Origin of the sequence: Pseudomonas fluorescens (genome assembly GCF_000968015.1) — a bacterium.
In the GTDB taxonomy this organism is placed as follows: Bacteria; Pseudomonadota; Gammaproteobacteria; order Pseudomonadales; family Pseudomonadaceae; genus Aquipseudomonas; species Aquipseudomonas fluorescens_W.
This window is the reverse complement of sequence record NZ_LACH01000058.1, coordinates 20,192-45,952: the sequence shown is the minus strand read 5'-3', so window position 1 is coordinate 45,952 and position 25,761 is coordinate 20,192. Positions and strand designations below refer to the sequence as shown.

Sequence of the window (25,761 nt, the reverse complement as noted above, 5' to 3'; positions counted from 1 at the left end):
ACAGGGTTTGATGGAGTCCATGGATGAGTGAATAGCTATGGAATACTCCAGGTTTTCGGAAGAAAAACCGCTGAATGGCGTTTTTTGCGTGTTATCTGCCGCTTTCTCCCTTGCCCTCCGCGCCCGCGTCTACGATTCTTCAAGGACAACGACAACACCTGAGAAACTGCCATGAAAACCGTCGCCCAACTGCTGAAGTTAAAGGCTGAACAGAATCATGAGGTCCACACCATTGCACCGCATCAAATGGTGCTGGAAGCGCTGATGGTCATGGCCGCGAAAAACGTCGGTGCCTTGCCGGTCGTAAAGAATGGCGAGGTCGTCGGCATCATCAGCGAGCGTGACTATGCGCGCAAACTCGTGCTCAAGGGCCGTTCCTCCGTCGGTACGCCGGTCGAAGACATCATGGTGTCGCCGGTGATCACCGTGGACACCCATCAAACCGTCGAAACCTGCATGGGCATCATGTCCGACAAACGCCTGCGCCATTTGCCGGTGGTGGAAAACGGCCAGTTAATCGGTTTGCTGTCGATCGGCGACCTGGTCAAGGAAGCCATCGCCGAACAGGCTGAGTTGATTCGCCAGTTGGAGCAGTACATCCGCGGCGAATAGATCAATCCGGCCAATGCCGCGCGAAGACCGGTGCCAATGTCGGGTGCCGATCGATGCGCGTAAGCCACGCGAAAAACCCAGGCCTTGCACTGCGTAAATGTTCCCGACTGCCCGCCCATCTGGAAACCACAGCCGCCAGCACATCCAGCGCCCCCGGCGTCTCGTCGCCCAGGTACAAATCGCCCGAAAACTGATCGGCAAACACTTCCCAATTCCTGTGCAGTCGCGCGCGGGCGCCGATCATGAGGTTTTGCCTGGACGACTCATCCGCCTCGGCCAACCAACGCTCGGGGTAGTCGATGATGCCAATGGTCGAATAACAATTGGTGACGATGTACACAAGGCCTCGAATGGCCTGATCCCGCGCGGCGGTGTTTTTCGGCAACAGGTTTGATTTGGGGAACGTGAGCCCCAGGTGAATCAGAATCGCCGCGCTCTCGGTGAGAACGCTGCCATCGGGCAATTGCAGTGTCGGGATCTGCTTGAGCGGATTGAGTTTTTCCAGCGCGTGGGTCGCCTCGGGAGAGGTTTCAACGTCGATGAAGCGGTAAGGGATTTCGCAAAGCTCCAGTGCCGCTTCTATCGCGGCAGCGCCGGAGTTCTGGTGTCCATATAGCTGGTACATATCGCGCGCTCCTGGCGAAACGAACTGAGTCAGTAGACGAGTGGGCACCAGGCACATTCCCTGCGATTGGGCCGGGCGATACAGGTAAGATACGCCTCCCGGGCCGCACTCATGACTACCCGTCGCGGTTCAAGCCCTACTGCACACTTCAAGGAAAGAACATGCGCCAACAGGATGGCGGTCTCGCCCCGCTTCTTCGTCTCTATGGGTTACTTCTGGCAGGCCTGGCCTTGAGTGGCTGCTCGCCGAGCGAACACTCGTCATCGGCCAGTTTAGCCGGTGAACAAGGGCGCGGTGGCGCCATGCTCGCCTATGAGCACGAACTGCAACTGTTGCTGCCCCAGGCGCAAATCGGGCCGCGCTTGCAGGCCACACGTGAGGCCTGCGAAACCGCACGCTTCGGGGCCTGTAACGTTCTGCGTATCGAGCAAGGCGCCGGCCGCGCCGAGATCACGTTGCGCATTGCCCCCGCTGGTGTCGAACCGCTGGTCACGATGGCGGCCGAGGGTGGGGAACTGGGTCAACGGATCACCAGTGCCGAAGACCTGGCCGATGCCGTGGACGACACGCGTCGGCGTCAAGAACGGCTCAAGGCTCAGCAGCAACGTCTGGATGAGTTGGCGACCCGCGAAGACATCAGCGTCACAGATCTGATTACCCTAAGCAAAGAGCAGGCAGGGATCGAAAACGACCTGCAAGCCCTGGCCCAGATCGCCGCCGGACACCAGCGCCGTCTGGACACCAATCGGGTCACGCTGTCGTTCCTGCCGACCGGCGCCAGCAGTCGCTCGTCGCACCTGAGCCAAGCGTTCAGCAATTTGCTGGACAACCTGGCCGATGGCGCGGCCGATGCGCTGGAAAAAGTCAGCTATGCCCTGCCCTTCCTGATTCTGGCCTTCCCGCTGTTCATGCTGTGGGTCTGGTTGTGGCGCAAGTTTGTTCGCCGGCGCACGTGAGTCGTTGAACTGAAACATCATGCTCGCGTGGGGGGCGTCGTCCTTCCTATCATTGCCGTCGATGTTCACCATCACGGTAATGAAGTTCTCATAAAAAATCCGCGGCGTAAGATCGGCTCCATACCCAACAACTACACCCCGGAGCACACCATCATGAAACGCCAAACTATCCTCAGCATCGTTTTCTCGGTTTTTGCAGTTAACGCTTTCGCCGCTACCTCTGTTCACCCGGTTGTCGCCGAAGGCGGCTCGGATCGCCTGATTGAAAGTCGTGTGGCTGAAGGTGGTTCGGATCGTTTGATCGAAAACCGCGTGGCTGAAGGTGGTTCGGATCGTTTGATCGAAAACCGCGTTGCCGAAGGTGGTTCCGATCGCCTGATCGAAAACCGCGTCGCTGAAGGTGGTTCGGATCGTTTGATCGAAAACCGCGTTGCCGAAGGTGGTTCGGATCGTCTGATCGAAAACCGCGTCGCTGAAGGTGGTTCGGATCGTCTGATCGAAAGCCGCGTTGCCGAAGGTGGTTCCGATCGCCTGATCGAAAACCGCGTTGCCGAAGGTGGTTCGGATCGTCTGATCGAAAGCCGCGTTGCCGAAGGTGGTTCGGATCGTCTGATCGAAAGCCGCGCTGTATAAATGAATGGTTTTACCGCGGTACTCAATGAAAAACCCGGCCTTATCAGCCGGGTTTTTTTACGCCTGTTTTTTGCGGTCGGTCACTTGCCGGCCCGTGCCATGCAACGCTGATAACGCTCATCGACCCGCTTGGCAAACCACGCCGTGGTGAGTTTGCGGGTGATTTTCGGGCTTTGCAGCTCAATCCCCGGCAACACCGCACGCGGTAATGGCCGACCTTCCGCCTTTTCGGCCAAGTCGAAAACCCGTGCATAGAGCTGGGTGTCCTCGAATTCAAAGTTTTTGCCCTCCTCCAATTGGTCCCGAATGGTCGGATTGCGCATGCCCAGCTGCTTGCCGAGAGAACGCACCGCCAATTCCGTGGTGCCTGGCATGATCGAGTCGTAGCGAACCAGGTCACCATCCAGCTCCAGCGGTATGCCCGACGCGCGACTCACCGCGTTCTGAAACGCGGCATTGCGACTGGCGTACCAACCGGCATTGAAATCGGCAAAGCGATACAACGGTTGTTTGTAGCTCACCGGATAACCGAGCAAGTGGGCGATACCAAAGTACAGGCCGCCGCGACGACTGAACACTTCATGACGGATCGAACCGTTCACCGGGTACGGATACGCCTTCGCCTGTTGCTCGGCGAAATCGATGCTGACCTGCATCGGCCCACCGGTGTGCACCGGGTTGAAGCCACCGAACAGCGTCTTGCCCATGGGCACCATACCGATGAAATCATCGAAGATCGCGCTAAGTTCTTTTTCGCTGCGCGCCGCATTGAGGCGGTCGCTGTAGCTTTTGCCGTTGGATGAACTCACCTGCAGCGCACCGCTCACCAACAGGCCTGGAATGTGGGCTTTGTCGGCTCGGCGATCGATCTCCTCGCGGGCGATTTTGCCCAGGCCCGGTACCGGTGGGTCCACCTGAAAGGTCGACTCCTGCTCGGTGACCGCCAGTACCGAGCACAGGTTTTGGGTGGATGGATAAATGTTCTGGGCAGCAAATGCTGCGTAAATATCGGTAGCCCAGCCTTGGCGATCGGCGGTTTTGGCCGGCAGCAGGCGCACTATCTCGGCCTTGACCTCGGCAGGCTTGCGCGCAGGGAGCTCTTGCGTGCGCTGAGTGCCGCAACCGGCCAGCACCAGCAGCGCGGCGACGCTCATCATCAATCGATTGGCTTGCATGTTGCTCCATCAAATCCGTTGAGCCGGGTTAACCATACGATCAATGGCATGGCGCAGGCTATGACTCTCGCCGCCCCCTGCTGTTCCCCATAGCAGTGCGGGGCCTTTTTCCGTTTGGCAGACAACCTGCCCGCCCGTCCCGGCTGAACCATACTTGAGCCACACACCGAGGAGGACAGTCTCATGAACCGTAGCGACGTTCTGATCATCGGCGCCGGCCCGACCGGGCTGGTGTTGGCGCTGTGGCTGAGCAAACTTGGCGTGCAAGTGCGCATCATCGACAAGACGTCGACACCCGGAACCACGTCGCGGGCGCTGGCCGTCCAGGCGCGGACGCTGGAGCTGTATCGCCAGCTCGACCTCAGCAATGCGGTGGTGCAAAACGGTCATCGTGTGGCCGCAGCGAACTTCTGGGTCAAGGGCGAACCCGTGGCGCGCTTGCCGCTGAGCCGCATCGGCGAGGGCCTGACGCCCTATGCGTTCCTCGAAATTTTTCCTCAGGACGAACACGAACGACTGCTGATAGACCGCCTCGAAGCCTTTGGTATCAAGGTGGAGCGCAACACTGAACTTGAGAGCTTCATCGAAAACGGTGACGGCATCACCGCCTATTTGCGCTTGCCTGATGGTCAGGAGGAAACCTGCCAGGCTTGCTATCTGGCAGGTTGTGACGGTGCACGGTCAATCGTGCGCAAGACTCTGGACACCGGATTTCCCGGCGGCACTTACCAGCAAATTTTCTACGTCGCCGACGTGCAGGCCAGCGGGCCGACGTTCAACGGCGAACTGCATGTGGATCTCGATGAAGCGGATTTTCTCGCGGTATTTCCCTTGGCCGGTGAAGGCCGCGCCCGTCTGATCGGCACCGTACGCGACGAGCGCGCCGAGCAAGCCGACACCCTGCAATTTGAAGACGTCAGCAGCCGGGCCATCGAGCATATGAAAGTAAAGATCGAGCAACTGAACTGGTTCTCGACCTACCGCGTGCATCATCGGGTGGCGGATCATTTTCACACCGGGCGCGCGTTTCTATTAGGTGACGCCGCACACGTCCACAGCCCCGCCGGTGGCCAGGGCATGAACACCGGCATTGGCGATGCCATCAACCTCGCCTGGAAACTCGCGGCGGTGTTGAGCGGCGGCGCGGAGGCCAAACTCCTCGACACTTACGAAACCGAGCGCATCGCGTTTGCCCGCAGACTGGTCGCCACCACCGATCGGGTGTTCACTTTTGTCACAGCCGAAGGGCGCATGGCCGATTTGCTGCGCACGCGTCTGGCGCCGTTCGTGATTCCGAAAATGGCATCGTTTGAGGCGTCCCGCGAATTCCTGTTTCGCACGGTGTCGCAGATCACCCTGAATTATCGTGGGATGCCGTTGAGCATGGGCGTTGCCGGTCATGTTCACGGTGGCGACCGCCTGCCTTGGGCTCACGACGGTGAGGGGGACAATTTCGAATCGCTGAAATGTCCGACCTGGCAGGTGCATGTGTACGGCGACACCAGCGACGAAATGATCGCCTGGTGCCACGAACACCATTTGCCGCTGCATGTGTTTGACTGGCGGCCGGCGTTTGAAGCGGCTGGTCTGGGACGCAACGGATTTTACCTGTTGCGGCCGGATACGTATGTGGCGATTGCCGACAATTCTGCCGATCCCAAGGTGATCGAGCGGTACTTCAGGGATCACGGGATCAGGCCGTTTTTCGGCAGATCTTGAAGACACCAAAAATCAAAAGTGGGAGCGAGCTTGCTCGCGATGACGGCGGTACATTCAAAATCGAAGTGACTGAACGGCGCTATCGTCGGAACGCCGCCCGGACCAAGCTCGCTCCCACAGTGGTTTTGTGGTGGGGTTTAGATCCCGGCCAGGGCGAGATCCATCGCGAAGTAAGTGAAAATCAGATCCGCCCCGGCCCGTTTGATCGACCCGAGGGTTTCCCGCACCACGCGATCCTCATCGATCGCCCCGGCCTGGGCGGCGAATTTGATCATCGCGTACTCACCGCTCACCTGATACGCCGACAGCGGCAAACGCGAGGCTTCACGGATGTCGCGGATGATGTCCAGGTACGCGCCGGCCGGTTTGACCATCAGCGCGTCGGCGCCTTCCTGCTCGTCCATCAGTGATTCGCGCACGGCTTCGCGGCGGTTCATCGGGTTCATCTGATAACTTTTGCGGTCGCCCTTGAGCGCGCTGCCGCCGGCTTCACGGAACGGACCATAGAGCGCCGAGGCAAACTTGGTCGAATAGGCCATGATCGCGGTCTGGTTGAAACCCGCTTCATCGAGCGCCCGGCGAATGGCCTGAACCTGCCCGTCCATCGCGGCCGACGGGGCGATCACATCGGCGCCGGCACGGGCCGCGGCCACCGCTTGCTTGCCGAGGTTGATCAGGGTCTGGTCGTTGTCGACTTCATGGTTGTGCAGTACGCCGCAATGGCCGTGGTCGGTGTACTCACAGAAGCAGGTGTCGGACATCACAATCATGTCCGGCACCGCATCCTTGGCGATGCGCGACATGCGCGACACCAGACCGTTGTCGCTCCAGGTATCGCTGCCGTTGCCGTCCAAATGGTGCGACACGCCGAACGTCATCACCGACTTGATCCCGGCCCGGGCATAACGTTCGATCTCACCCGCCAGTTTCGACTCCGGAATACGCATCACGCCGGGCATGCTTTTGATCGGTACGAAGTCGTCGATCTCTTCCTCGACAAAAATCGGCAGCACCAGGTCGTTCAAGCTGAACTCGGTTTCCTGGAACAGGCTGCGCAGGCTCGCATTGCGGCGCAGACGGCGTGGACGTGCTTCGGGGAACTGACTGGACATGAGGGGTTCCTGAAAAACGGAGGACGAGACAAAAGTCGTAGGGGGCCAAAGCTTATTCCCTGTGCGGCGCAGGATACAAACCTCGATCGCTCAAGACTGCATTACCGCAGCAACAACAATCGCACGCATTTAATACAGAACCCTGTGGGAACGAGCTTGCTAGCGATAGCGATATTTCATTCACATTTATGTTGTATGTGCCTGAGTCATCGCGAGCAAGCTCGCTCCCACAGGTTTAGATCTTCAGTGTGCCGGTAATACATGTCACCACAGAACCGCCGATCCAGATCTCGTCGCCCACTTGCTCGACCTGAATGCGTCCGGCGCGGCCCATGGACAGGCCCTGGCTGACCACATAGGACGCCGGCGCCAATCCATCGCTGAGCAACCATTGGGCAATTCCGGCATTCAGGCTGCCGGTGGCGGGGTCTTCCGGCATGCCGTCCTCGGAGATGAACGCCCGCACTTCGAACTGTGCGTCATCGCCATCGCGCTCGGGATGCCATGGTGCGATGACACCGACGGCCAGGCCGAGCATTTGCGAATGATCCGGTTGCAGGTCCAGCACCTGCTGGCGATTCTCGACCATCACGGCCAGCCATCCGGCACCGTTGTCGACCCACTGAGTGCGCACAATCGCCCCCGATTCCAGCCCGAGCCCCCGCCGCACCCGTTCCACCACGTCCGCCTCCACCGGCCCGGTCCTGAGCAATGGCGGTGCGAGAAAGGCCAGCTCTGCCCCTTGTCGACGAACCCGCACAAGCCCCACGCCGCACTCCTGAATGATCTCTTCGCCCTTGGGCACACCACCGGCCTCCAGCCACGCATGGCAGGTGCCCAGAGTCGGGTGACCGGCGAACGGCAATTCGTTCAGGGTGGTGAAGATCCGCACGCGATAATCGGCGCGAGGATCGCGCGGCTCGAGTATGAATGTGGTTTCGCTGAGGTTGGTCCAGCTGGCGAACGCCGCCATGCGCTCATCGCTGAGCTCATCGGCGCCGAACACCACCGCCAACGGATTGCCCTTGAGCGCAACACGGCTAAAGACATCTACTTGCTTGAAATCGAATGAGTGCATGGCCTGCCTTGGTCTTGATCAAATCGAAGCGTTTGGCTTGGGAATTTCCAGCCCTCGCATCACCGCCGGCCGCGCCAGAAAGCGCTCCAGCACCCGCGTCACGTTCTTGAAGTCCTCAATGCCCACCAGCTCGCCAGCCTCATAGAAGCCGATCAGGTTGCGCACCCAGGGGAAGGTCGCGATGTCCGCGATGGTGTAGCGCTCGCCCATGATCCAGTCGCGTCCTTCCAGACGTCCATCAAGAACTTTTAACAAACGTTTACTTTCATCGACGTAGCGGTCGCGGGGACGTTTGTCCTCATAGTCCTTGCCGGCAAATTTGTTGAAAAAACCGAGCTGGCCGAACATCGGCCCGATGCCGCCCATCTGAAACATCAGCCACTGAATGGTCTCGTATCGCGCCGCCGATTCCTGGGCCAGCAGTTGCCCACTCTTGTCGGCCAGGTAGATCAGAATCGCCCCTGACTCGAACAGCGCCAGGGGTTGGTCCCCCGGACCGTGAGGGTCGAGGATTGCCGGGATCTTGTTGTTGGGGTTCAGCGAAAGAAATTCGGGGGACATCTGATCATGGGTGTCGAAGCCCACACGATGCGGTTCGTAGGGCAGTCCGATCTCTTCGAGCATGATCGACACCTTGACGCCGTTGGGGGTCGGCAAGGAGTAGAGTTGGATCCACTCGGGGTATTGAGCCGGCCATTTTTGGGTAATCGGGAACGCGGACAGATCGGTCATGGGAAGGATCCACGAAGAAATTGAGAATGCCGATCTTAATGCAGGGGATCTTTTGTCGGTATCAATCTCACTGATGTTGAAGATCAAGAGATTGCAGCCTTCGTCAGCACTACTACGTGTACTGTGTCCATAAATCCGCAACATCCTGTCGATAACCTCTGCTCCAACCCGTTAAAGGTTACCGGTACATTGGCTGCGCTCTTCGCCGGGATCGAACCAAACGAGCTCCAGGGGACTCTGAGCACTGCCTTCTTTGAAAACGGACCGGCTTAACGACATGGAAAACACCCGACGCAGGAAATTCGCGGTGTAAAGGTTTGTCAACCTTAACGAAATGCGCTGAAGAACCCTTAATTCAATGATGAACCCTCTGAAATTCGCCAACCGCTTCAAACATCGCGCTTATTTACTGCTGCCCGTCTTGCTGGCAGCCAGCGTGTTGTTTCTGGTGCTGGAATCCCGCGAAAGCCGTGCCCAACCGGCGGACGGCACCCAGACGCTGGTGTTCCTGCGCCACGCGGAAAAACCGGAGGGCGGCCTCGGCCAGCTCAACTGCCAGGGCCTGAACCGTGCCATCGACCTGGCCACCTTGCTGCCGGAAAAATTCGGCAAGGCCAATTACGTGTTTGCCGCCAACCCGACGCGCAATGTCGAGGAAGGCGAACAAGACAATTCCTACAGTTACATCCGTCCCTTGATGACCATCAGCCCCAGCGCGATCAAGCTTGGTTTGCCGGTGAACATCAACTTTTCGGCCAACGACACCAGCGACCTGGCCGATGAATTGCTCCACGACAAGTATCACAACTCGGTCATCTACACGGCCTGGTCCCACGGCTATCTGCCGGAACTGATCAACAAGGTCGCTGGAGAAGCCGTCGGCAAGAAACAGAACATCGCCGACGACTGGGAATCCAGCGACTACGACTCGATGTACGTGCTCACCCTGACCTGGCACAACGGCAAGGCCAGTGTGCAGAGCCACGTCTACAAACAAGGTCTGGATAATGGGCGGGAGACCTGTCCGACGTAAGTGTTGGCGGTGCTTTGAGTTTTATAGCGGCTGCAAGGGCCCCATCGCGAGCAAGCTCGCTCCCACATTTGACCGAGTTCTTCCAGATAGAATGCAGTTCAATGTGGGAGCGAGCCTGCTCGCGAAGGGGCCGGCAAAACCAACACATTACTTACGATTGATGCACCGCTCCCGCAGATACTCAAGGACGGCTGTCCGCTCCCCGACGAATTCAATGCGAGCCCCCTTCTTCTCCCGCTGAAACGCATACATCGGGTCGTAATACTCACGAAGCAACCCTTCAATCCAGCCCCGGTGCAAGTCCACTGCCCCGCTGCTCGCCTGCTCCGCCAACGCATCTTCCATCAACATCAGCATCCGCCGATGGCGCTCACCGCCCAGACGTTTCTGCACATTGTTCAGGCTTTCCAGCAATCGCTCGGAAAACAGTGCGAAGCCTTCATCGCCATGCACGCCGATGAATTCGGCACACAAGTCCACCACGTAATCGCGCAGGATCCGTTCGACTCGCCCTTCAAGGCTGTCTTCAAGCCAGACCATCGGAAACTGCTGCATGCCCTGATACAGCGGCAACGGTAGCGCACAACTGCCAATCGCACGGCTCTCGTCTTCCAGCACAAACTGTTCGATGCCGTGGGCGCGCTTCTTCAGCACGTCCACCGCCAGGCGGTTTTCAAAATCAATGTTGGAGGGTTGGCCGGTCGCGCGTTTACCGAAACTGGAGCCGCGATGATGGGCGTGGCCTTCAAGGTCCAGCCCGTTGCGCAACTGCGTGAGCACTTCGGTTTTACCGGTGCCGGTCATGCCGCCCAGCAAGACAAAATCACACTGGGCAACGGCCTGATCGAGCGTGTCCAACAAGAAGGTGCGCATCGCCTTGTAGCCGCCACCCACTCGCGGATAGTCGATGCCCGCCTCGTCCTTGAGCCATTGCTGGACGATCTGCGAGCGCAAACCGCCGCGAAAACAATACAAATACCCATCAGGATGAGCCCGGGCAAAATCGGCCCAGGCCTGGATACGCTCGGCTTTTATCTCGCCCGACACCAACTGGTGCCCCAGCGTAATGGCCGCTTGCTGACCGTGTTGCTTGTAACAAGTGCCGACCCGTTGCCGCTCATGGTCATTCATCAGCGGCAGGTTGATCACACCGGGGAATGAGCCCTTGAGAAATTCGACCGGCGCACGGGCATCCATCATCGGTCGGTCGTTGAGGAAAATGTCGCGGTAATCGGTGAATTCGATGGACATCAAAACACCTCGACCGCGTTGGTCTGTCGCTCGATCAGTTCACCGATCGGCTCGAGGGTCAGGCCCAGCTCGGCAGCTACTTTGAGGAAGTGTTCGTTGCCTTCGGGGGTGACCGCAACCAGCAGGCCACCGCTGGTCTGCGGATCGCAGAGCACGCGTTTGTGCATTTCCTGAAGACGCCCAAGCTTGCTGGCGTAGCTGTCGAAGTTGCGCAACGTCCCGCCCGGTACACAGCCTTGGTCGAGGTAATACTCGACACCCGGCAGACGCGGCACACGGTCGTACTCGATGCGTGCGGTCACGTTGCTGCCGTCGGCCATTTCCACCAAATGCCCCAGCAAACCAAAACCGGTGACGTCGGTCATCGCGGTGACGCACTCGAGTTTGCCGAAACGGCTGCCGGGTTTGTTCAGGGTGCACATCCAGTCGCGGGCCAGGCCGATGTCGGCGTGGCGCAACTTGCCCTTCTTCTCGGCGGTGGTGAGGATGCCGATGCCCAGCGGTTTGGTGAGGTAAAGCAGGCAACCGGCGGTGGCGGTGTCGTTGCGCTTCATGTGGCGCTTTTCCACCAGACCGGTCACGGCGAGGCCGAAAATCGGCTCCGGAGCGTCGATGGAGTGCCCACCGGCCAACGGTATCCCCGCTTCATCGCAGACTGAACGCCCGCCGCGAATCACTTCCCGGGCAATTTCCGGCGCCAGTACGTTGACCGGCCAGCCAAGGATCGCAATCGCCATCAACGGATCGCCGCCCATGGCGTAGATGTCGCTGATGGCATTGGTGGCGGCGATGCGGCCGAAGTCGAACGGGTCGTCGACGATCGGCATAAAGAAGTCGGTGGTCGACACCACGCCGCGTTCTTCATCGATGGCGTACACCGCCGCGTCATCGCGCGAGGCGTTGCCGACCCAGAGTTTCGGGTCAAGGTTCTGCGCCCCGCTGCCGGCCAGAATCACCTCCAGCACCTGGGGAGAAATCTTGCAGCCACACCCTGCGCCGTGGCTGTACTGGGTCAGACGAATCGGTTCGCTCATGGGGGGACACACCTCGTGAAGTCAATGCCGAAGAGTCTACATCAACGTCGTCTCCCCCGAGGCTCCACGAATCGTTGACCGAAAGGACAGTTAAACCATCAATTCCTCAGCCTTTTCCGTACCTTGAGAAAAACTGGCATGCCTTGTGCAAACGTTTGCGAGTCGCTGGGAGCGGGCTTGCTCGCGAAAGCGGACTGACAGTCGACATCGATGTTGAATGTCAGCCCGCTTTCGCGAGCAAGCTCGCTCCCACATTGGATTGGGGTTATGGCAACAAAATCACCTTGTCACCACTGCCTTGACTCACCTCGGCATACCGCGCCAGCCCTTCGGCCAACGGTGATTCAAACAAGCCCTCGGGCAACGGCAACAGCCCCTGGTCGAAGAACGTACCGAATTGCTCAAGCATTGCCGAGCACGCCTGGACGCCGTACAACAACGAGTTGATCCCCACCACCGAACCACCCTTGCGATACAGCGCCAGGGCCGGCAATTGCACCAGACCGTCCACCGGTGCGGCGATGATCGCGATGCGACCGAACGCGGCCAGCGCCGGGACCGAGGCCGGGAGCCAGAAACCGGTGGTGTCGAAAATTACATCAGCGCCGCTGGCATACACGGCATTCACCTGTGCGCCGAGGTCCTCGGGTTTATCCAGTTGCAGCGTCTGATACCCCTGGGCCTGCAACTCCTTGACCTGTTCCGGCCGCCGCGCCGCTGCCAGTACTTGAGCGCCACGCACCTTGGCCAGCGCCAGTGCCGCAGTGCCAACCGCCCCGCCACCGATCACCAGCAACCGGGTTTCGGCCGTCACCCCACTTCGCTCCAACGCATCCCACGCTGTGGTGTACGGCACGCCGAGGCTTGCCGCCTGGGCAAAACTCAGATGGGTCGGCTTTTGCGCCACGCCATTGGCCGGCAGTTTGACGAATTGTGCATGGGAGCCGTCGGCGAAAAAGCCCAGTTCACGGCCGGTGCCCCAGACTTCCTGACCGATCAGCGCCTGCGGGCCTTCAACGACCACACCGGCGAAATCACGACCGGGAATCCGCGGCAGTGTGGTGTAGGGAAAACGCCCCAGAACATTCTTCACATCGCTGGGGTTGAGGCCGGCGGCCTTGATCTGGACCAGCACTTCATCGGCGCCGGGGACGGGGGTTGGAACTTCAACGTAGCGCAGGGCCGAGAGGTCACCGGTCTTGTCGAATTGCAGTGCTTTCATGAGCGTTACCCTCGAATGAATAAACGGTTCAGGAGATCCAGCCAGTGACCAGTTGCCGGCCCATTGGCCACACCTTCTCACCGGCCAACATGCCGAGCAGCCCTACCAGCGCGATGGCCGGTGGTGCGGGGGAACGAAAATCCAGAGCGCCGTAGAGCAGACCGACGCCCAGACCGATGACCAATGAGATGAGGTAACTCATGGCGGACTCCGTGGGCAATTAAGGTAAGCCCAGAGTCTAGGGATCGGTAGCGACGAGCACCGGCCAAGTGCTTCTGAATATCGGCCAAAATGCTAATGCCGAATGCAAGGCGAACGTGTAGCAGCAGGCTCCGCCAGCTGCTACAAGTTTTGTTCTGCCTCGGCCTGACGTTGGCTCGCCGAAAATTGCGAAGGCGCGACACCCAGTTCCCGGCGGAACATGTCGCTGAAGCTGCTCGGTGAGTAACCCAGCTCCCGGGCAATCGCACTGACCGGCACGCCCTGGATCAACTCCGCCACCGCCGTCGCCAATTGCACCTGGCGCCGCCATTCGGCGAAGCCCATGCCCAAACCGTCCTTGAACAACCGCGCCAGGGTGCGCACGCTGGCACCGGCGTTTTCGGCGTGTTGTTCGAAAGCAATGTTCAGTGATGGCGCGGCCATGACCGCCTGGCACAGGTTCATCAGGCGCCGGTCGGAATCATCCGGCAATGGAATCTTCAGCAGCGAGCGCCGGGCTCGCCTAAGCTCCAGCAGCGCCAGGCCGACCAGCGCTTCGTAATACTCGGGCGCGCCATCGTCGCCCTGCTCCACCAGCCCGACGATCAACTCGCGCAGCAGTCCGCCGACTTCGATCACCTGAACCGTGTCGTCCAGCGTCGCCGCCAATGAGGGCCGCAAGTAAATGTTACGCATCTGTAAATCCGAGACCACGCGAATCCCGTGGGGCACACCCGGCGGCAGCCACACGGCTCGTTGCGGCGGCACCACCAGCGCTTCATGGGGCGTCTCGACCCACATCACCCCGCTCATCGCATATAGCAACTGCCCCCAGACATGCTCATGCGGCTCAATGTACAAGCCGCGCGGATAGGTGCGCGCCAGCGGTTGCACGGGCACATCGGTGTCACTAAGGTCTGGAGGGGCGGCAAGGGCCATGGTCAGCAATCATTGGGGGGTTTCAGAGATTGCATGGTAACGAGCCACCCGCCTTGTCGCCACTGGCGAAACCCGTCCGCCAATCCGACTGAATTTTCCGTAACCCCGACGATCCTTGTATTACCACAGGGAGGAATATGGGCTATATGAACAACGCAAAACTTTTCGTCATTGAATACACCCTTCATGGCGCGCCCAAGTCTTTCATCATCCGCCTGGACAAGATGGATAATGCGGAGGCTTGGCATTGGGCGAGTTGCGACGCGGGGGTCGGACGAATCCCTCGCTTTGGCCGAGAGAAGGTGCAAAAAACCAGCAAGCCGATGGCAGAGAAGTTCGGCGTGGAAAACGTCAAGTGGCGGCCGGCAAATTGAAATGAAAGTGGAGCCCGATCAGGCTCCACTTTTTTTTGGATGAGTGGTCAGCGTTGGGCGCACTTGCAGCCCTTGCTCGCACATTCTTCGCCATGTTCGTGGTGCTTGGCGCAGGCTTCACAGCAAAAGTGCTTGCCGTGGCGCGCGATCGGATGTTCGCCCAGCTTGCAGTTGCATTTAGGGCAGTCGCAGATACTTTCACTGTCGATCATGAGTCTGACTCCATTGGTTGTGGTCGTCCGGTGCGACGCGCACCGTAATACCAGTGTAGGAGCTGAAGCAGGCTGCGATCTTTTGATCTTTGGCGATGCCAACGCTTCCAAAGATCAGGATCAAAAGATCGCAGCCTGCGGCAGCTCCAAGGAAGGTCAGCGTTATGCCTGCCGGGTACTGCTGCGATACATGAACACCAACGCCAACCCCAGACACACCATCGCCAGTATCCGGCTGCTGGACAACTGGATCGCCGGGTTGCCCAGCCAGCCGAAGTTATCGATCAACATCCCCATCCCCAGTTGCCCGACGATCACCGCCACCGTCGCCACCGCCGTGCCGACCCGCGGCACCGCGCCCACCATCACCATCATGTACACCACTCCGAACAGCGCACCGCTGAGCTGCCATTTCGGCACGTCCAGCAAACTCATGGCATGGGCCGGTTCGAAAAACAGGATCAGCAGCCCGGTGGTCACGGCACCGACCACGAAGGTCAACAAACTGCTGCGCAACACGCCAACCGTTTCGCCCAACCGCCCATTGATCGCCGCCTGGACACTCAACACCGCACCGGCGGCCACGACCACCGCCAACAAAATAATCAGATTCATCATCAACCCCGAGCAATCAGTACAAGTGCCGCGACAATCAACAGCAAGGCCAGCCAACGTTCACCGTTGACCTTTTTGCGGGTAGCACCGAACCAGCCGAAGTGGTCGATCAACACGCTTTTGCCGACCTGCCCGGAGAGGATCGCGATCATCGTCATGGCAATGCCGATGTGCGGCGTGGCCAAGGTCAACACGATCACGTACATCGGCCCCAGGAACCCGCCGATCAACTGCCAGCGCGGCAGCTCATTCAAGGCCGGTCCCTGCTGCGGACCGCTGAACAGCAATAGCAAAAACAGAATCGCCGAGCCGACACCGAAGATGCTCAAGGTCGCCCACAAGTGCCCGACCTGAACCCCGAGCGGCCCGAGCAAACCGGCCTCCACGGACAGGCCCATGCCGGCCAGAATCACCAGCGGCAGCAGCAACAGCCGCAGCCCCGGCTGGGTGGTCGGCGTGGCGACAACGCCAACGTCGTCGATTGAAGAAGTGTGCATGAGGGGACACCTACCAGTTATCAGATAGAACACAACCCCTTGTGGGAGCGAGCTTGCTCCCACAGGGTTTTGTGTTCTCAGTGGAGTTGGCGCGCATTATCGGCTGGCGATCCTTTGCGATAAATGGGAGCATCCTGACAACACTTTTGCGTAACTCGCACAGCAGGTTTCGTCATGCATGGCCTCAACGATCTGGGATTCAAGGCACTTCGGCTATTTGTAGCGGTGCTGGATCACGGCAGTTTTTCCGAAGTCGCCCGCCGCGAGGGCCTGGCACCCTCTTCGATTTCCCGGCAAATCCAATTGATGGAACAAGCGCTGAGCCAGCAATTGCTGTATCGCCACACCCGCGCCGTCTCGCCCACCGAAGCCGGGCGCATGCTCGGTCATCACGCGCGGCTGGTGCTGGTGCAACTCGAAGAGGCCGAACAGGCCTTGCAGGAACAGCAAAGCGAACCGAGCGGACTGGTGCGGATCAATGCGCCAGTGGTGTTCGGTCAGCGGCACCTGACGCCGTGGCTGGGAAGGCTCTGCGAGCGTTACCCGAAACTGCAACTGGATATCCAGCAGACCGACAGCTACGTCGACCCGCTGCAGGAAGGCGCCGACCTGCTGTTTCGCATCGGCCCGCTGCACGATTCGAGCATGCAGGCGCGGATTCTGGCGCCCCATCGTTTTCAAGTCGCCGCAAGCCCAGCCTATCTGGAACGTCACGGCACGCCGCAACACCCCGGAGAACTGGCCGCGCATCAGTGCCTGGCCTATAAGGGCGCGACCGGTCAGCAACGCTGGTTTTTCCGCAAGGATCAGCAGGACTGGACGCCCTGGTCGGTGAAGGGACCGATCACCGGCAACCACGCCGACACCCTGACGCAAGCCGCCGAACAAGGCTTGGGGCTGGTGATGTTTCCGTCGTGGCTGATTGGTGAAGCGGTGCGCAACGGCACGCTGGTGCCAGTGCTCGGGGCGTATCAGGTATCTAACAGCCTGGAGCCGCAGCAGATTGCGGTGCTGTGGCCTGGGAGCCGGCGGTTGTCGGTGAAGGTGCGGACGGTGATCGATTTCTTCGTGGAATGCTTTGGCACGGTGCCCTACTGGGACAGGCCCTGATAGCTGTCGGTTAACTGCAATCCCTGTGGGAGTGAGCCTGCTCGCGATGGGGTCGTCACATCCAACATTGATGTTGGCTGATAGACCGCTATCGCGAGCAGGCTCACTCCCACAGGTTCTTCGGGGTGTCAGATACGGAACTGACCCACCAGTTTGCCCAGGCGCTGGCCGAGGTCGGCGAGGCTGCGGGAGGTCTGGGCGCCGAGTTGGGTTTCGTCGGCCACGCTGTCCACGGCTACGGCGATCTGATGCACGCTGCGGTTGATCTCTTCGGCCACGGCGGTCTGCTCTTCGGCGGCGCTGGCGATCTGCGCGTTCATCGAGTTGATGGTGCCGATCAACTGGGCCATGGTGTCCAGCGATGCCCCCGCCTCGTTGGCCTGAGCCGACGTGCCATCGCCGGCCTCGCTGGAACGGCGCATTGCTTCCACCGCCGACTGAGTGCCGGCCTGCAACCGATCAATCATGCCCTGGATTTCCTGGGTGCTGATTTGCGTACGACTGGCCAGCGCTCGAACCTCATCGGCCACCACCGCAAAGCCACGCCCGGCCTCACCGGCACGGGCAGCTTCGATGGCGGCGTTGAGGGCCAGCAGGTTGGTCTGCTCGGCAATCGAACGGATCACGCCGAGCACGCTGACAATCGACGACACGTCTTTTTGCAGACTGTCCAGAGACACGCCACTGCTGCGAATGTCGTCCACCAACGCATGAATCTTCACGATGCTGCCGGCCACCACACGCTTGGCAGCCTGGCCTTCTTCGTCGGTCTGCTGGGCAGCCACCGCGGCGTTTTGTGCGCTTTTCGCCACTTCCTGAGCAGCGGCGGACATTTGGTTGATCGCCGTGGCGACCTGATCGGTCTCGTGACGCTGACGCTCCATGGCCTGATCCGAGCGCTGCGCCTGATCGGAGACCTGATTCACCAGCCCGGTCAGTTGCGAGGTCATTTCGGTGATCTGGCGCACCAGGCCATGGATCTTGTCGACGAAGCGGTTGAACGAGCCGGCCAGTTCGCCGAGTTCATCCTGGCTGGTGATGGTCAGGCGACGCGTCAGGTCGCCCTCACCTGCCGCGATGTCATCGAGGTTGGCTTTCATCAGGTTCAGCGGACGCAGGATCGTGTTGGCCAACAGCATCCCGGCGGCGGCAATCACCAACAGCACCACGGCGGCAATCCCGACGATGCTCAGCACCACGCCTTGCATGCGCTCCTGGACCTTGATTTCGACCAGTGCCACTTGGGCTTCGATGCCGTCAAGGTTGACCGACGTACCGACCGCCATGTCCCACTTCGGCAGGTATTCGGTGTAGCCCAGTTTCGGCACCAGCACTTGGGTGTTGCCGGGCAGCGGTGAGCTGTATTGCAGGTAGTGGGTGCCGTCCTTGGCGACTTTCACCAGGTCGCGGTTGACGTAGACACCGTTCGGATCGCGGTTGTCCTTGAAGCTCTGGCCCACGCCTTCAGGGCTGTTGGCCTTGAACAGGCGCACGGTGTTGGAGTCGTAGCCGAAGAAGTAGCCGTCCTTGCCATAGGTGATGCTCGACAGCAACTTGACCACTTGGGCCCGCGCCGCGTCATCACCGGGGGCGGCCGCGTCGTAGAGCGGTTTGATCGTGGTCATGGCCACGGCGACGTAGCTTTGCAGCGTCGCCTTGGCATCGCTGAGCAGGCGTTGGCGGGTTTCCTCGACTTCCTTGCGGGCCTGCTCCTGCAGAATGAACAACGTGGTCAGGCTGATGACCAGCGCAAAGAGCAACACCGGGAGGACGGCAAGGGACAGGACTTTAGCCTTCAGGCTCATGCGCATGACGGTTCACTCTTTTGATTTTATTGGCGTGGTTAAAGGCTTTAACGGCACGCGAAACCAAAAGTTGAACACCCAAAAAAAGATCGCAGCCTTCGGCAGCTCCTACATTTGAATGGCGTACACCCTGTAGGAGCTGCCGAAGGCTGCGATCTTTTGATCTTCTACTTTTAAAGGACCATCGCCGCCACCCAGCCGAACGCCAGCAACGGAAGGTTGTAGTGCAGGAAGGTCGGGACCACGGTGTCCCAGATATGGTGATGCTGGCCGTCGATGTTCAGACCGGAGGTCGGGCCGAGGGTCGAGTCCGAGGCTGGCGAACCGGCATCACCCAAGGCGCCGGCAGTGCCGACGATGCACACGATCGCGATCGGGCTGAAACCCAACTGTACGCACAACGGCACAAAAATCGCGGCGAGTATCGGCACCGTGGAAAACGACGAACCGATACCCATGGTCACCAACAGGCCAACCAGCAACATCAACAACGCGCCAATCCCTTTGCTGTGGTCGATCCACGAGGCCGAGGCTTCGACCAGTGTCTGCACCTGACCGGTGGCTTTCATCACTTCGGCAAAACCGGACGCTGCGATCATGATGAAACCGATCATCGCCATCATCTTCATGCCTTCGGTGAACAGGTCGTCGGTTTCACGCCACTTCACGATCCCCGACACCGAAAAAATCAGAAAGCCTGTCAGCGCACCGATGATCATCGAATCCAGCAACAGCTGAACGATGAACGCCACCGCGATGGCCAGACCGGCGATCATCAGGCTCAACGGGTTGTACTGCACCGCGACCTGTTCGACCTGCTCGATCTTCTCCAGATCGTAGACGCGCTTCTTGCGGTAGCTGACAAACGCTGCCGCGAGCCCGACGACCATGCCCAATGCCGGAATCCCCATGGCATGGGTGACGTTGATGCCGCTGATGTCCACACCGCTACGGGCGACGTTGGCCAGCAGGATTTCATTAAGGAAGATGTTGCCGAAACCCACGGGCAAGAACATGTACGGCGTAATCAGGCCGAAGGTCATGACGCAAGCAATCAACCGACGATCCAGTTGCAGCTTGGTCAGTACATATAAAAGCGGCGGTACCAGCAGCGGAATGAAGGCGATATGTATCGGCAGAATGTTCTGCGAAGCGATGGCCACCCCCCACAGCAAACCGATCAACAGCCATTTGACCTGACGGCCACCGCTGGCGTGCTGGCGGTCGACCATCAGCAAGGCTTTGTCGGCCAGGGCGTGCGCCAGGCCAGACTTGGCAATGGCCACGGCGAAAGCGCCGAGCAATGCGTAGGACAACGCGACCGTCGCGCCACCACCGAGGCCGCTGTTGAAGGCTTTTAATGTTGCCTCGATGCCCAGGCCACCGGTCAATCCACCCACCAGGGCGCCCACGATCAGCGCGATCACTACGTGCACGCGGGACAGGCTGAGAATCAGCATGACGCCGACCGCGGCAATTACAGCATTAATCATCGTTACCTCAAGGCAAACGGAAAGAGTCCGGCCGACAGTCTGCAAAGAGCCGCCAGCGGATTGAATGAGAGGGTTTTATTAGAGGGCGCGCACTGTGCCGGACCGCTGTCACCTTGTCAAAGCCGACACCCCCCTCTGTAGGAGCTGTCGAGTGAAACGAGGCTGCGATCTTTTGACTTTGATTTTTTAAAAACAAGATCAAAAGATCGCAGCCTCGTTTCACTCGACAGCTCCTACAGAGGTTCCACGTTGCTTAAAGAAAGCCGAATCGCGGCCGTTACAGTGCCGAGTCTCAGATATTTATCGAATAAAGGACGTCTCCATGTCACTCAGACAACTTTCCATTCAATGGAAAATCACCCTGCTGGCCGGGCTGTGCCTGGCCGGCATCGTGACCCTGCTGGTGGGTCTTTCGCTGTATCGCATGGAGCACAGCTCCGAGATGGTGAAAGCATCCAGCATGGAGATGCTCACCGAAGCGGCCCAGGCCCGGATCGAATCCCAGGGTGAAAACCAGGCGCTGGTGATTCGCCAGCAGTTCATGGACGCCTATCAATATGGCCACGGCTTTTCGCGCCAGGTGCTGTTCCTGCGCGACCAGGCCGAGAAGCGCTTCCTCGATGCCTTTGACCTGCGAGAAGACCTGACGCGTCAGGTCAAGTCGGCCCTGCAAGCCAACCCGGAATTGCTCGGCCTCTCGCTGGTGTTCGAAGCCAACGCGCTGGACGGCAAGGACGATCTGTTCGCCGGCCAGGCCGAGTTGGGCAGCAACGACAAGGGCCGTTTCGCGCTCTATTGGTCGCAGCCGACACCGGGCAAGGTGACGTCGATGGCGCTACCGGAAAGCGACATGGCCGACACCAGCACCGGCCCTAGCGGTGAACCGGCCAACGCCTGGTTCACTTGCCCGCGCACGACCCTCAAGCCCTGCGTGATCGAACCCTACTTCTACGTGATCGACGGCCAGAACGTGCTGATGACCAGCATCGTTTTCCCGCTGATGGTCAACGGCAAGGTCATCGCTTCGCTGTCGGTGGACATCAACCTCAACAGCCTGCAAGCCGTCAGCCAGGGGGCGAGCAAGAAGCTCTATGATGGCCAGACCAACGTCAGCATCATCAGCCCGGTCGGTTTGCTGGCCGGTTACAGCCCGGACGCCAGCAAGCTCAGTCAGCGCCTGGACACCGTGGACAAGACCAACGGTGCCGAGCTGATCCGCATGCTCGCAACCAGCAGCAAGACCGAAAGCCTGCACAATAATCAACAGCTCAAAGTGTTGTCGCCGTTCCAGCCGATTCCCGGTGGCAAGTCCTGGGGCGTGTTGCTCGAGGTGCCGGAGAAAGTCCTGGTCGGCCCCGCTGAAGCGCTGAAAAAACAACTCGATGAAAGCAACACCGCCGGCACCCTGGTCGAACTCGGCCTGGGTGTACTGGCCGCGTTGATTGGCCTGTTGCTGGTGTGGCTGATGGCCCGCAGCGTGACCCGGCCGATCCTGGGTGTGGCGCACATGCTCGAAGACATTGCCAGCGGCGAAGGCGATCTGACCCGCCGCCTGGCCTATGACAAAAAGGACGAACTCGGCCAATTGGCCGGCTGGTTCAACCGCTTCCTCGACAAGCTGCAACCGATCATCGCCGAGGTCAAACGCTCGGTGCAGGACGCGCGCAGCACGGCGGATCAGTCGTCCGCCATCGCCACCCAGACCAGCGCCGGCATGGAACAGCAATACCGTCAGGTGGATCAGGTCGCTACCGCCTCCCACGAAATGAGCGCCACCGCTCAAGACGTCGCTCGCAGTGCAGCGCAAGCGGCACAGGCAGCGCGGGATGCGGATCAGGCCACCCGTCGCGGTTTGACCGTGATCGACCGCACCACCGCCAGCATCGACAACCTCGCCGCCGACATGAGCGCGGCAATGGTTCAAGTCGAAGGCTTGGCGGCCAACAGCGAGAAGATCGGTTCGGTGCTGGAAGTGATTCGGGCCATCGCTGAACAGACCAACCTGTTGGCGCTGAACGCCGCCATCGAGGCCGCTCGTGCCGGTGAAGCCGGACGCGGTTTTGCCGTGGTGGCCGATGAAGTGCGCAACCTGGCACGCCGGACCCAGGAGTCTGTCGAAGAAACCCGTCTGGTGATCGAGCAATTGCAGAGCGGCACTCAGGACGTGGTCGGCTCGATGAACAACAGCCATCGTCAGGCTCAGGGCAGTGTCGAACAGGTGGGTCAGGCGGTGACGGCACTACGCCAGATTGGTGAAGCGGTGACGGTGATCAGCGACATGAACTTGCAGATCGCCAGTGCCGCTGAAGAGCAAAGCGCCGTGGCCGAGGAGATCAACAACAACGTGGCGACGATTCGGGACGTGACGGAGTCGTTGTCGGGGCAGGCCAATGAATCGGCGCGGGTGAGTCAGTCACTCAATAGCCTGGCGAATCAGCAGCAGAGTTTGATGGATCAGTTTCGGGTCTGACCTTTGTGGGGTGTCATATGAAACCACCCCTCACCCCAGCCCTCTCCCCAGTGGGGAGAGGGGGAAAGGGAGCCGATCTCCATTGGCTTCTAAACCTGAGTTCGACTTTATTTCCTCGGTCGCAGAATATCTAAAAAACAACTCGGTCAGTCCCCTCTACCCCTTGGGGAGAGGGTTAGGGTGAGGGGTGGATTTCAAGTTCTAGCGCTTGGGCAACTCAATCACCACCTTCAACCCACCCCACTCACTCTCCTCCAACCGCAACACCCCGCCCCACGTATCGACGATGTCCCGCACAATCCCCAATCCCAACCCATGCCCATCCGTTTGTTCATCAAGCCGCGTACCCCGGCTGAACACCTGATCGCGCTGGTGTTCGGGAATCCCCGGCCCATCGTCTTCCACGCTTAACTCAAACCCTTCGGCCGTCTCGACCACGCTCAACCGAACCTCGGCATCCGCCCACTTGCAGGCGTTGTCCAGCAGGTTACCGAGCAGTTCGAGCAAGTCCTCGCGATCCCAAGGCAGTTGCAACCCGGCCGGTGCACGGTAGCTGAGGTTCAGATGCTCACCATGAATCATGTTCAACGTCGCCAGTAACCCAGGCAATTCCGCATCGCAATCAAACAACGCCCCCGGCAACGCATCGCCGGATAACCGTGCGCGATTGAGTTCGCGATTGAGTCGCTGCTGGACCTGTTCCAGTTGCGCCTTGATGACCTTGCGCAGTTCCGGCTGCGCATCGAGCTTCTCGCTTGAGGCCAGGCTCAACAACACCGCCAGCGGGGTTTTCAAGGCGTGGCCGAGGTTGCCCAGCGCATTGCGCGAGCGCTTGAGGCTGTCTTCGGTGTGCGCCAGCAAATGGTTGATCTGCGCCACCAGCGGTTCGAGCTCTACCGGCACCTGATCATCGAGTTGCGAGCGCTGGCCCTGCTGCAACTGGGCGATCTGCTCACGCGCCTTTTCCAGCGGGCGCAAGGCCCGGCGCACGGTAATGCGTTGCAGCAGCAGAATCAGCAACAGTCCCGCCAGCCCAAGGCCCAATCCGACTTGACGCATGCGCTGGAAACTGTCGCGCACGGGCGTGTAATCCTGGGCCACGCTGATGGAAATCGATTGGCCGAGCCGGCGATAGTCCGAACGCAGCACCAGTAATTGCTGCCCTTCCGGCCCCAATTGCAGGTTGCTGTGCAGGCCGGCATGGTCGAGGCGCGGCAGTTCCTGGTCCCATAGCGAGCGGGAGCGCCAATGGCTGTCGGCAAAATCGATGCGGAAGTAATGCCCGGAAAACGGTCGCTGATAGGCCGGCGACAGGTGTCGCTCATCCAGCTGCAAACCCTGCGGCCCACGCACCAGCGCCACCAGCAGGTTTTCACTGTCGTCGCGCAGTCCGGCTTCGAGGTAGCGTTGCAAACCCATTTCGAACAGCCACAGGCTGGTCTGCGCCAGCACCAGGCCGACGATCACCATCACGCTGATCAGCCCCAGGCTCAAGCGGCGCTGGATCGACCTCACTGGGCTTGCCCGCCGAACAGGTAACCCTGGCCGCGACGGGTTTCGATGACGCTGCGCCCGAGTTTGCGTCGCAGGTGGTTGACGTGGACTTCCAGCACGTTGGAATCGCGCTCGGTTTCACCGTCGTAGAGGTGTTCGGCGAGGTGGCTTTTGGAAAGAATCTGCTCGGGGTGCAGCATGAAATAACGCAGCAGGCGGAATTCCGCTGCGGTGAGCTGGATGTCGGCGCCGTCGCGGGTCACGCATTGGCGGCCTTCGTCCAGGTGCAGTCCGGCAGACTTGAGCGTCGGCTGGTTGGCATGGCCATGGGAACGGCGCAACAGCGCCTGGACGCGCAAGTGCAGTTCTTCGGGGTGGAAGGGTTTGGTCAGGTAATCGTCGGCGCCGGCCTTGAGGCCTTCGATCCGTTCGGCCCAGGAATCACGGGCGGTGAGGATCAGCACGGGCGTGGACAGACCACCGGCCCGCCATTGAGTGAGCACCTCGAGCCCCGGCAAACCCGGCAGGCCGAGGTCGAGGATGATCAGGTCATAAGGCTCGCTGCTGCCCTGATACACCGCGTCGCGGCCGTCGGCCAGCCAGTCCACGGCGTACCCCTGCCGGTTCAGGCCGGCCATCAACTCGTCGGCCAGCGGCACATGGTCTTCCACCAGAAGCAAACGCATCGATCAATCTTCCCTGTCTTTCAGTAACTGGCCGGTGGTGGCGTCGAGGTCCAGTTCGCGGACCACACCTTCGGCGGTCAGCAACTCGACTTCATAAACGTAGACGTTGTGTTTTTCTTCAAGCTCGGCTTCCAGCAGTTTGGCCCCGGGGTAGCGGTCCAGCGCTTGTTGCAACAGCTGCTCCAGCGGCAGGATCACGCCCTGCTGACGCAGGCGCAGGGCTTCGTCCTGATCCAGGTCGCGGGCCATGACCACCGAGCAAAAAGCCAGAAGCGCCAGAGCCATTCGACTGCTGGTGCATAGATTTACCTTCATTACGTATCCTGATGATCCTTGAGAATCTGCCCGCTGACAGCGTCCAATTCCAGATCCCACTCAATGCCCTGAGGGTCGCGAAATTCCACCTGATAGATGTACTTGCCGTACTCTTCTTCCAGCTCGGTTTGGGTGATGGTGGCACCCGGGTGTTTGATCAGAGCGGTGGCGTTGAGCTTCTCGAAAGACACAATGGTACCAGCGTCGCGCAGTCTCAGGGCTTCGTCTGGACCGAGGTCGCGAGCGTGGACGATGCTGGCGGTCATGCCGATGATGGACGCGGTGAACAGGGCAGTCAGGGTTCTCATGGGGGTGTCTCCGTATTTTTTATATGTTGCCTACGGGGGCCACCTTAGTGATCCGAACTT

The 25,761-nt window shown here is 59.9% G+C and carries 26 protein-coding genes and 3 pseudogenes; 9 read left to right on the top strand and 20 right to left on the bottom strand.

Annotated elements, in window-relative coordinates; all coding sequences use genetic code 11:
* The first annotated feature begins 171 nt into the window (after positions 1-171).
* On the top strand, positions 172-612 hold the full coding sequence (locus VD17_RS24570) for a CBS domain-containing protein (RefSeq protein ID WP_046056085.1): 441 nt from the start codon (positions 172-174) through the stop codon (positions 610-612).
* Position 613: 1 nt separating this feature from the next.
* Here VD17_RS24570 and VD17_RS24565 read toward each other — a convergent pair whose 3' ends face one another.
* The gene (locus VD17_RS24565; RefSeq protein WP_046056084.1) at positions 614-1,237 is read right to left on the bottom strand and encodes a glutathione S-transferase; all 624 of its coding nucleotides are present in this window, start codon (positions 1,235-1,237) and stop codon (positions 614-616) included.
* 161 nt (positions 1,238-1,398) lie between these two features.
* Here VD17_RS24565 and VD17_RS24560 point away from each other — a divergent pair, with 161 nt between their 5' ends.
* Together VD17_RS24560 and VD17_RS24555 are read left to right on the top strand one after the other, a co-directional pair.
* Positions 1,399-2,193, top strand: coding sequence for a DUF4349 domain-containing protein (locus tag VD17_RS24560; RefSeq protein ID WP_046056083.1), 795 nt, complete (start codon positions 1,399-1,401; stop codon positions 2,191-2,193).
* Between the two features lie 153 nt (positions 2,194-2,346).
* Positions 2,347-2,826 carry a hypothetical protein gene (locus VD17_RS24555; protein ID WP_046056082.1) on the top strand — a complete coding sequence of 160 codons (480 nt, stop codon included), beginning with the start codon at positions 2,347-2,349 and terminating at the stop codon, positions 2,824-2,826.
* Between the two features lie 80 nt (positions 2,827-2,906).
* Here VD17_RS24555 and VD17_RS24550 read toward each other — a convergent pair whose 3' ends face one another.
* Positions 2,907-4,001, bottom strand: coding sequence for a DUF1615 domain-containing protein (locus tag VD17_RS24550; protein WP_046056081.1), 1,095 nt, complete (start codon positions 3,999-4,001; stop codon positions 2,907-2,909).
* A 183-nt stretch (positions 4,002-4,184) separates the two neighbouring features.
* On the opposite strand from VD17_RS24550, the gene VD17_RS24545 reads away from it, so the two are divergent.
* Positions 4,185-5,720, top strand: a complete 1,536-nt coding sequence (locus VD17_RS24545) for an FAD-dependent oxidoreductase (protein WP_046056080.1) — start codon at positions 4,185-4,187, stop codon at positions 5,718-5,720.
* A 137-nt stretch (positions 5,721-5,857) separates the two neighbouring features.
* On the opposite strand, the gene hemB is transcribed toward VD17_RS24545, so the two are convergent.
* The 3 genes from hemB to VD17_RS24530 all read right to left on the bottom strand — a co-directional run bounded on the left by hemB (position 5,858) and on the right by VD17_RS24530 (position 8,642).
* Positions 5,858-6,832, bottom strand: coding sequence for a porphobilinogen synthase (gene hemB / locus VD17_RS24540; protein WP_046056079.1), 975 nt, complete (start codon positions 6,830-6,832; stop codon positions 5,858-5,860).
* A gap of 235 nt (positions 6,833-7,067) precedes the next feature.
* Entirely contained in the window at positions 7,068-7,910 is an 843-nt protein-coding gene (locus VD17_RS24535; protein WP_046056078.1) for a PhzF family phenazine biosynthesis protein, read from the bottom strand.
* 18 nt (positions 7,911-7,928) lie between these two features.
* Positions 7,929-8,642 carry a glutathione binding-like protein gene (locus VD17_RS24530; RefSeq protein ID WP_046056077.1) on the bottom strand — a complete coding sequence of 238 codons (714 nt, stop codon included), beginning with the start codon at positions 8,640-8,642 and terminating at the stop codon, positions 7,929-7,931.
* 358 nt (positions 8,643-9,000) lie between these two features.
* Here VD17_RS24530 and VD17_RS24525 point away from each other — a divergent pair, with 358 nt between their 5' ends.
* Positions 9,001-9,675 (top strand): GTP-binding protein, encoded by a 675-nt coding sequence (locus VD17_RS24525; RefSeq protein WP_046056076.1) that lies wholly within the window; start codon positions 9,001-9,003, stop codon positions 9,673-9,675.
* A 147-nt stretch (positions 9,676-9,822) separates the two neighbouring features.
* Here the strand turns inward: VD17_RS24525 and mnmH are convergent, their stop codons facing one another.
* The 5 genes from mnmH to VD17_RS24505 form a co-directional block, all read right to left on the bottom strand.
* Positions 9,823-10,926 carry a tRNA 2-selenouridine(34) synthase MnmH gene (gene mnmH, locus VD17_RS24520; RefSeq protein ID WP_046056075.1) on the bottom strand — a complete coding sequence of 368 codons (1,104 nt, stop codon included), beginning with the start codon at positions 10,924-10,926 and terminating at the stop codon, positions 9,823-9,825.
* Positions 10,926-11,960, bottom strand: a complete 1,035-nt coding sequence (selD, locus tag VD17_RS24515; protein ID WP_033057379.1) for a selenide, water dikinase SelD — start codon at positions 11,958-11,960, stop codon at positions 10,926-10,928. Before selD ends, mnmH begins: the two co-directional genes overlap by 1 nt.
* A gap of 265 nt (positions 11,961-12,225) precedes the next feature.
* Positions 12,226-13,182, bottom strand: coding sequence for a quinone oxidoreductase family protein (locus VD17_RS24510; RefSeq protein ID WP_046056074.1), 957 nt, complete (start codon positions 13,180-13,182; stop codon positions 12,226-12,228).
* Positions 13,183-13,210: 28 nt separating this feature from the next.
* Positions 13,211-13,384 (bottom strand): DUF1427 family protein, encoded by a 174-nt coding sequence (locus VD17_RS31835; protein WP_080932063.1) that lies wholly within the window; start codon positions 13,382-13,384, stop codon positions 13,211-13,213.
* A gap of 140 nt (positions 13,385-13,524) precedes the next feature.
* Positions 13,525-14,322: an AraC family transcriptional regulator gene (locus VD17_RS24505; RefSeq protein ID WP_046056073.1), complete on the bottom strand. Its 798-nt coding sequence runs from the start codon at positions 14,320-14,322 to the stop codon at positions 13,525-13,527.
* Between the two features lie 146 nt (positions 14,323-14,468).
* Between VD17_RS24505 and VD17_RS24500 the strand changes: the two genes are divergently transcribed.
* Complete coding sequence (locus tag VD17_RS24500; RefSeq protein WP_008152143.1) at positions 14,469-14,696, top strand: DUF6555 family protein; 228 nt, start codon at positions 14,469-14,471, stop codon at positions 14,694-14,696.
* A gap of 47 nt (positions 14,697-14,743) precedes the next feature.
* On the opposite strand, the gene VD17_RS24495 is transcribed toward VD17_RS24500, so the two are convergent.
* From VD17_RS24495 to VD17_RS24485, 3 genes are all read right to left on the bottom strand, one after another.
* Positions 14,744-14,908 (bottom strand): metallothionein, encoded by a 165-nt coding sequence (locus VD17_RS24495; RefSeq protein WP_046056072.1) that lies wholly within the window; start codon positions 14,906-14,908, stop codon positions 14,744-14,746.
* A 162-nt stretch (positions 14,909-15,070) separates the two neighbouring features.
* Complete coding sequence (locus tag VD17_RS24490; protein ID WP_046056071.1) at positions 15,071-15,526, bottom strand: DMT family transporter; 456 nt, start codon at positions 15,524-15,526, stop codon at positions 15,071-15,073.
* Positions 15,526-16,020, bottom strand: a complete 495-nt coding sequence (locus VD17_RS24485; protein ID WP_046056070.1) for a DMT family transporter — start codon at positions 16,018-16,020, stop codon at positions 15,526-15,528. Before VD17_RS24485 ends, VD17_RS24490 begins: the two co-directional genes overlap by 1 nt.
* A 174-nt stretch (positions 16,021-16,194) precedes the next feature.
* Here VD17_RS24485 and VD17_RS24480 point away from each other — a divergent pair, with 174 nt between their 5' ends.
* On the top strand, positions 16,195-17,130 hold the full coding sequence (locus VD17_RS24480) for a LysR family transcriptional regulator (protein ID WP_046056069.1): 936 nt from the start codon (positions 16,195-16,197) through the stop codon (positions 17,128-17,130).
* A gap of 128 nt (positions 17,131-17,258) precedes the next feature.
* On the opposite strand, the pseudogene VD17_RS33180 reads toward VD17_RS24480, so the two are convergent.
* The 3 genes and pseudogenes from VD17_RS33180 to VD17_RS24470 form a co-directional block, all read right to left on the bottom strand.
* Positions 17,259-17,846, bottom strand: a pseudogene (locus VD17_RS33180) (methyl-accepting chemotaxis protein); the annotation flags it as partial.
* A 318-nt stretch (positions 17,847-18,164) separates the two neighbouring features.
* Positions 18,165-18,935 (bottom strand): annotated as a pseudogene (locus VD17_RS33175) (cache domain-containing protein); the annotation flags it as partial.
* Between the two features lie 173 nt (positions 18,936-19,108).
* The gene (locus VD17_RS24470; RefSeq protein WP_185753211.1) at positions 19,109-20,425 is read right to left on the bottom strand and encodes a Na+/H+ antiporter family protein; all 1,317 of its coding nucleotides are present in this window, start codon (positions 20,423-20,425) and stop codon (positions 19,109-19,111) included.
* 325 nt (positions 20,426-20,750) lie between these two features.
* Between VD17_RS24470 and VD17_RS33170 the strand changes: the two are divergent.
* Together VD17_RS33170 and VD17_RS33165 are read left to right on the top strand one after the other, a co-directional pair.
* Positions 20,751-22,040: pseudogene (locus tag VD17_RS33170) on the top strand (HAMP domain-containing protein); the annotation flags it as partial.
* Positions 22,041-22,142: 102 nt separating this feature from the next.
* On the top strand, positions 22,143-22,898 hold the full coding sequence (locus VD17_RS33165) for a methyl-accepting chemotaxis protein (protein ID WP_403145802.1): 756 nt from the start codon (positions 22,143-22,145) through the stop codon (positions 22,896-22,898).
* A 201-nt stretch (positions 22,899-23,099) separates the two neighbouring features.
* Here the strand turns inward: VD17_RS33165 and VD17_RS24460 are convergent, their stop codons facing one another.
* The 4 genes from VD17_RS24460 to VD17_RS24445 are packed head-to-tail and all read right to left on the bottom strand — an operon-like array spanning position 23,100 to position 25,701.
* Positions 23,100-24,413, bottom strand: a complete 1,314-nt coding sequence (locus VD17_RS24460; RefSeq protein WP_046056065.1) for a sensor histidine kinase — start codon at positions 24,411-24,413, stop codon at positions 23,100-23,102.
* Entirely contained in the window at positions 24,410-25,078 is a 669-nt protein-coding gene (locus VD17_RS24455) for a response regulator transcription factor (RefSeq protein ID WP_046056064.1), read from the bottom strand. The genes VD17_RS24460 and VD17_RS24455 overlap by 4 nt, the downstream gene beginning before the upstream one ends.
* A 3-nt stretch (positions 25,079-25,081) precedes the next feature.
* Positions 25,082-25,393, bottom strand: coding sequence for a PepSY domain-containing protein (locus VD17_RS24450; RefSeq protein ID WP_046056063.1), 312 nt, complete (start codon positions 25,391-25,393; stop codon positions 25,082-25,084).
* A complete protein-coding gene (locus VD17_RS24445; RefSeq protein WP_046056062.1) occupies positions 25,393-25,701 on the bottom strand; it encodes a PepSY domain-containing protein in 309 nt (102 codons plus the stop codon). Before VD17_RS24445 ends, VD17_RS24450 begins: the two co-directional genes overlap by 1 nt.
* Positions 25,702-25,761: the final 60 nt, after the last annotated feature.

What these genes read in the sequence shown, in the direction of transcription:
- VD17_RS24525 (WP_046056076.1), top strand. Translation starts at nt 9,001, where the DNA reads ATGATGAACCCTCTGAAATTCGCCAACCGCTTCAAACATCGCGCTTAT.
- mnmH (WP_046056075.1), bottom strand. Translation starts at nt 10,926, where the DNA reads ATGTCCATCGAATTCACCGATTACCGCGACATTTTCCTCAACGACCGA.
- selD (WP_033057379.1), bottom strand. Translation starts at nt 11,960, where the DNA reads ATGAGCGAACCGATTCGTCTGACCCAGTACAGCCACGGCGCAGGGTGT.
- hemB (WP_046056079.1), bottom strand. Translation starts at nt 6,832, where the DNA reads ATGTCCAGTCAGTTCCCCGAAGCACGTCCACGCCGTCTGCGCCGCAAT.
- VD17_RS24445 (WP_046056062.1), bottom strand. Translation starts at nt 25,701, where the DNA reads ATGAGAACCCTGACTGCCCTGTTCACCGCGTCCATCATCGGCATGACC.
- VD17_RS24505 (WP_046056073.1), bottom strand. Translation starts at nt 14,322, where the DNA reads ATGGCCCTTGCCGCCCCTCCAGACCTTAGTGACACCGATGTGCCCGTG.
- VD17_RS24570 (WP_046056085.1), top strand. Translation starts at nt 172, where the DNA reads ATGAAAACCGTCGCCCAACTGCTGAAGTTAAAGGCTGAACAGAATCAT.
- VD17_RS24550 (WP_046056081.1), bottom strand. Translation starts at nt 4,001, where the DNA reads ATGCAAGCCAATCGATTGATGATGAGCGTCGCCGCGCTGCTGGTGCTG.
- VD17_RS24455 (WP_046056064.1), bottom strand. Translation starts at nt 25,078, where the DNA reads ATGCGTTTGCTTCTGGTGGAAGACCATGTGCCGCTGGCCGACGAGTTG.
- VD17_RS24485 (WP_046056070.1), bottom strand. Translation starts at nt 16,020, where the DNA reads ATGCACACTTCTTCAATCGACGACGTTGGCGTTGTCGCCACGCCGACC.
- VD17_RS24510 (WP_046056074.1), bottom strand. Translation starts at nt 13,182, where the DNA reads ATGAAAGCACTGCAATTCGACAAGACCGGTGACCTCTCGGCCCTGCGC.
- VD17_RS24565 (WP_046056084.1), bottom strand. Translation starts at nt 1,237, where the DNA reads ATGTACCAGCTATATGGACACCAGAACTCCGGCGCTGCCGCGATAGAA.
- VD17_RS24450 (WP_046056063.1), bottom strand. Translation starts at nt 25,393, where the DNA reads ATGAAGGTAAATCTATGCACCAGCAGTCGAATGGCTCTGGCGCTTCTG.
- VD17_RS31835 (WP_080932063.1), bottom strand. Translation starts at nt 13,384, where the DNA reads ATGAGTTACCTCATCTCATTGGTCATCGGTCTGGGCGTCGGTCTGCTC.
- VD17_RS33165 (WP_403145802.1), top strand. Translation starts at nt 22,143, where the DNA reads ATGGAACAGCAATACCGTCAGGTGGATCAGGTCGCTACCGCCTCCCAC.
- VD17_RS24490 (WP_046056071.1), bottom strand. Translation starts at nt 15,526, where the DNA reads ATGATGAATCTGATTATTTTGTTGGCGGTGGTCGTGGCCGCCGGTGCG.
- VD17_RS24555 (WP_046056082.1), top strand. Translation starts at nt 2,347, where the DNA reads ATGAAACGCCAAACTATCCTCAGCATCGTTTTCTCGGTTTTTGCAGTT.
- VD17_RS24530 (WP_046056077.1), bottom strand. Translation starts at nt 8,642, where the DNA reads ATGACCGATCTGTCCGCGTTCCCGATTACCCAAAAATGGCCGGCTCAA.
- VD17_RS24545 (WP_046056080.1), top strand. Translation starts at nt 4,185, where the DNA reads ATGAACCGTAGCGACGTTCTGATCATCGGCGCCGGCCCGACCGGGCTG.
- VD17_RS24480 (WP_046056069.1), top strand. Translation starts at nt 16,195, where the DNA reads ATGCATGGCCTCAACGATCTGGGATTCAAGGCACTTCGGCTATTTGTA.
- VD17_RS24500 (WP_008152143.1), top strand. Translation starts at nt 14,469, where the DNA reads ATGAACAACGCAAAACTTTTCGTCATTGAATACACCCTTCATGGCGCG.
- VD17_RS24495 (WP_046056072.1), bottom strand. Translation starts at nt 14,908, where the DNA reads ATGATCGACAGTGAAAGTATCTGCGACTGCCCTAAATGCAACTGCAAG.
- VD17_RS24535 (WP_046056078.1), bottom strand. Translation starts at nt 7,910, where the DNA reads ATGCACTCATTCGATTTCAAGCAAGTAGATGTCTTTAGCCGTGTTGCG.
- VD17_RS24560 (WP_046056083.1), top strand. Translation starts at nt 1,399, where the DNA reads ATGCGCCAACAGGATGGCGGTCTCGCCCCGCTTCTTCGTCTCTATGGG.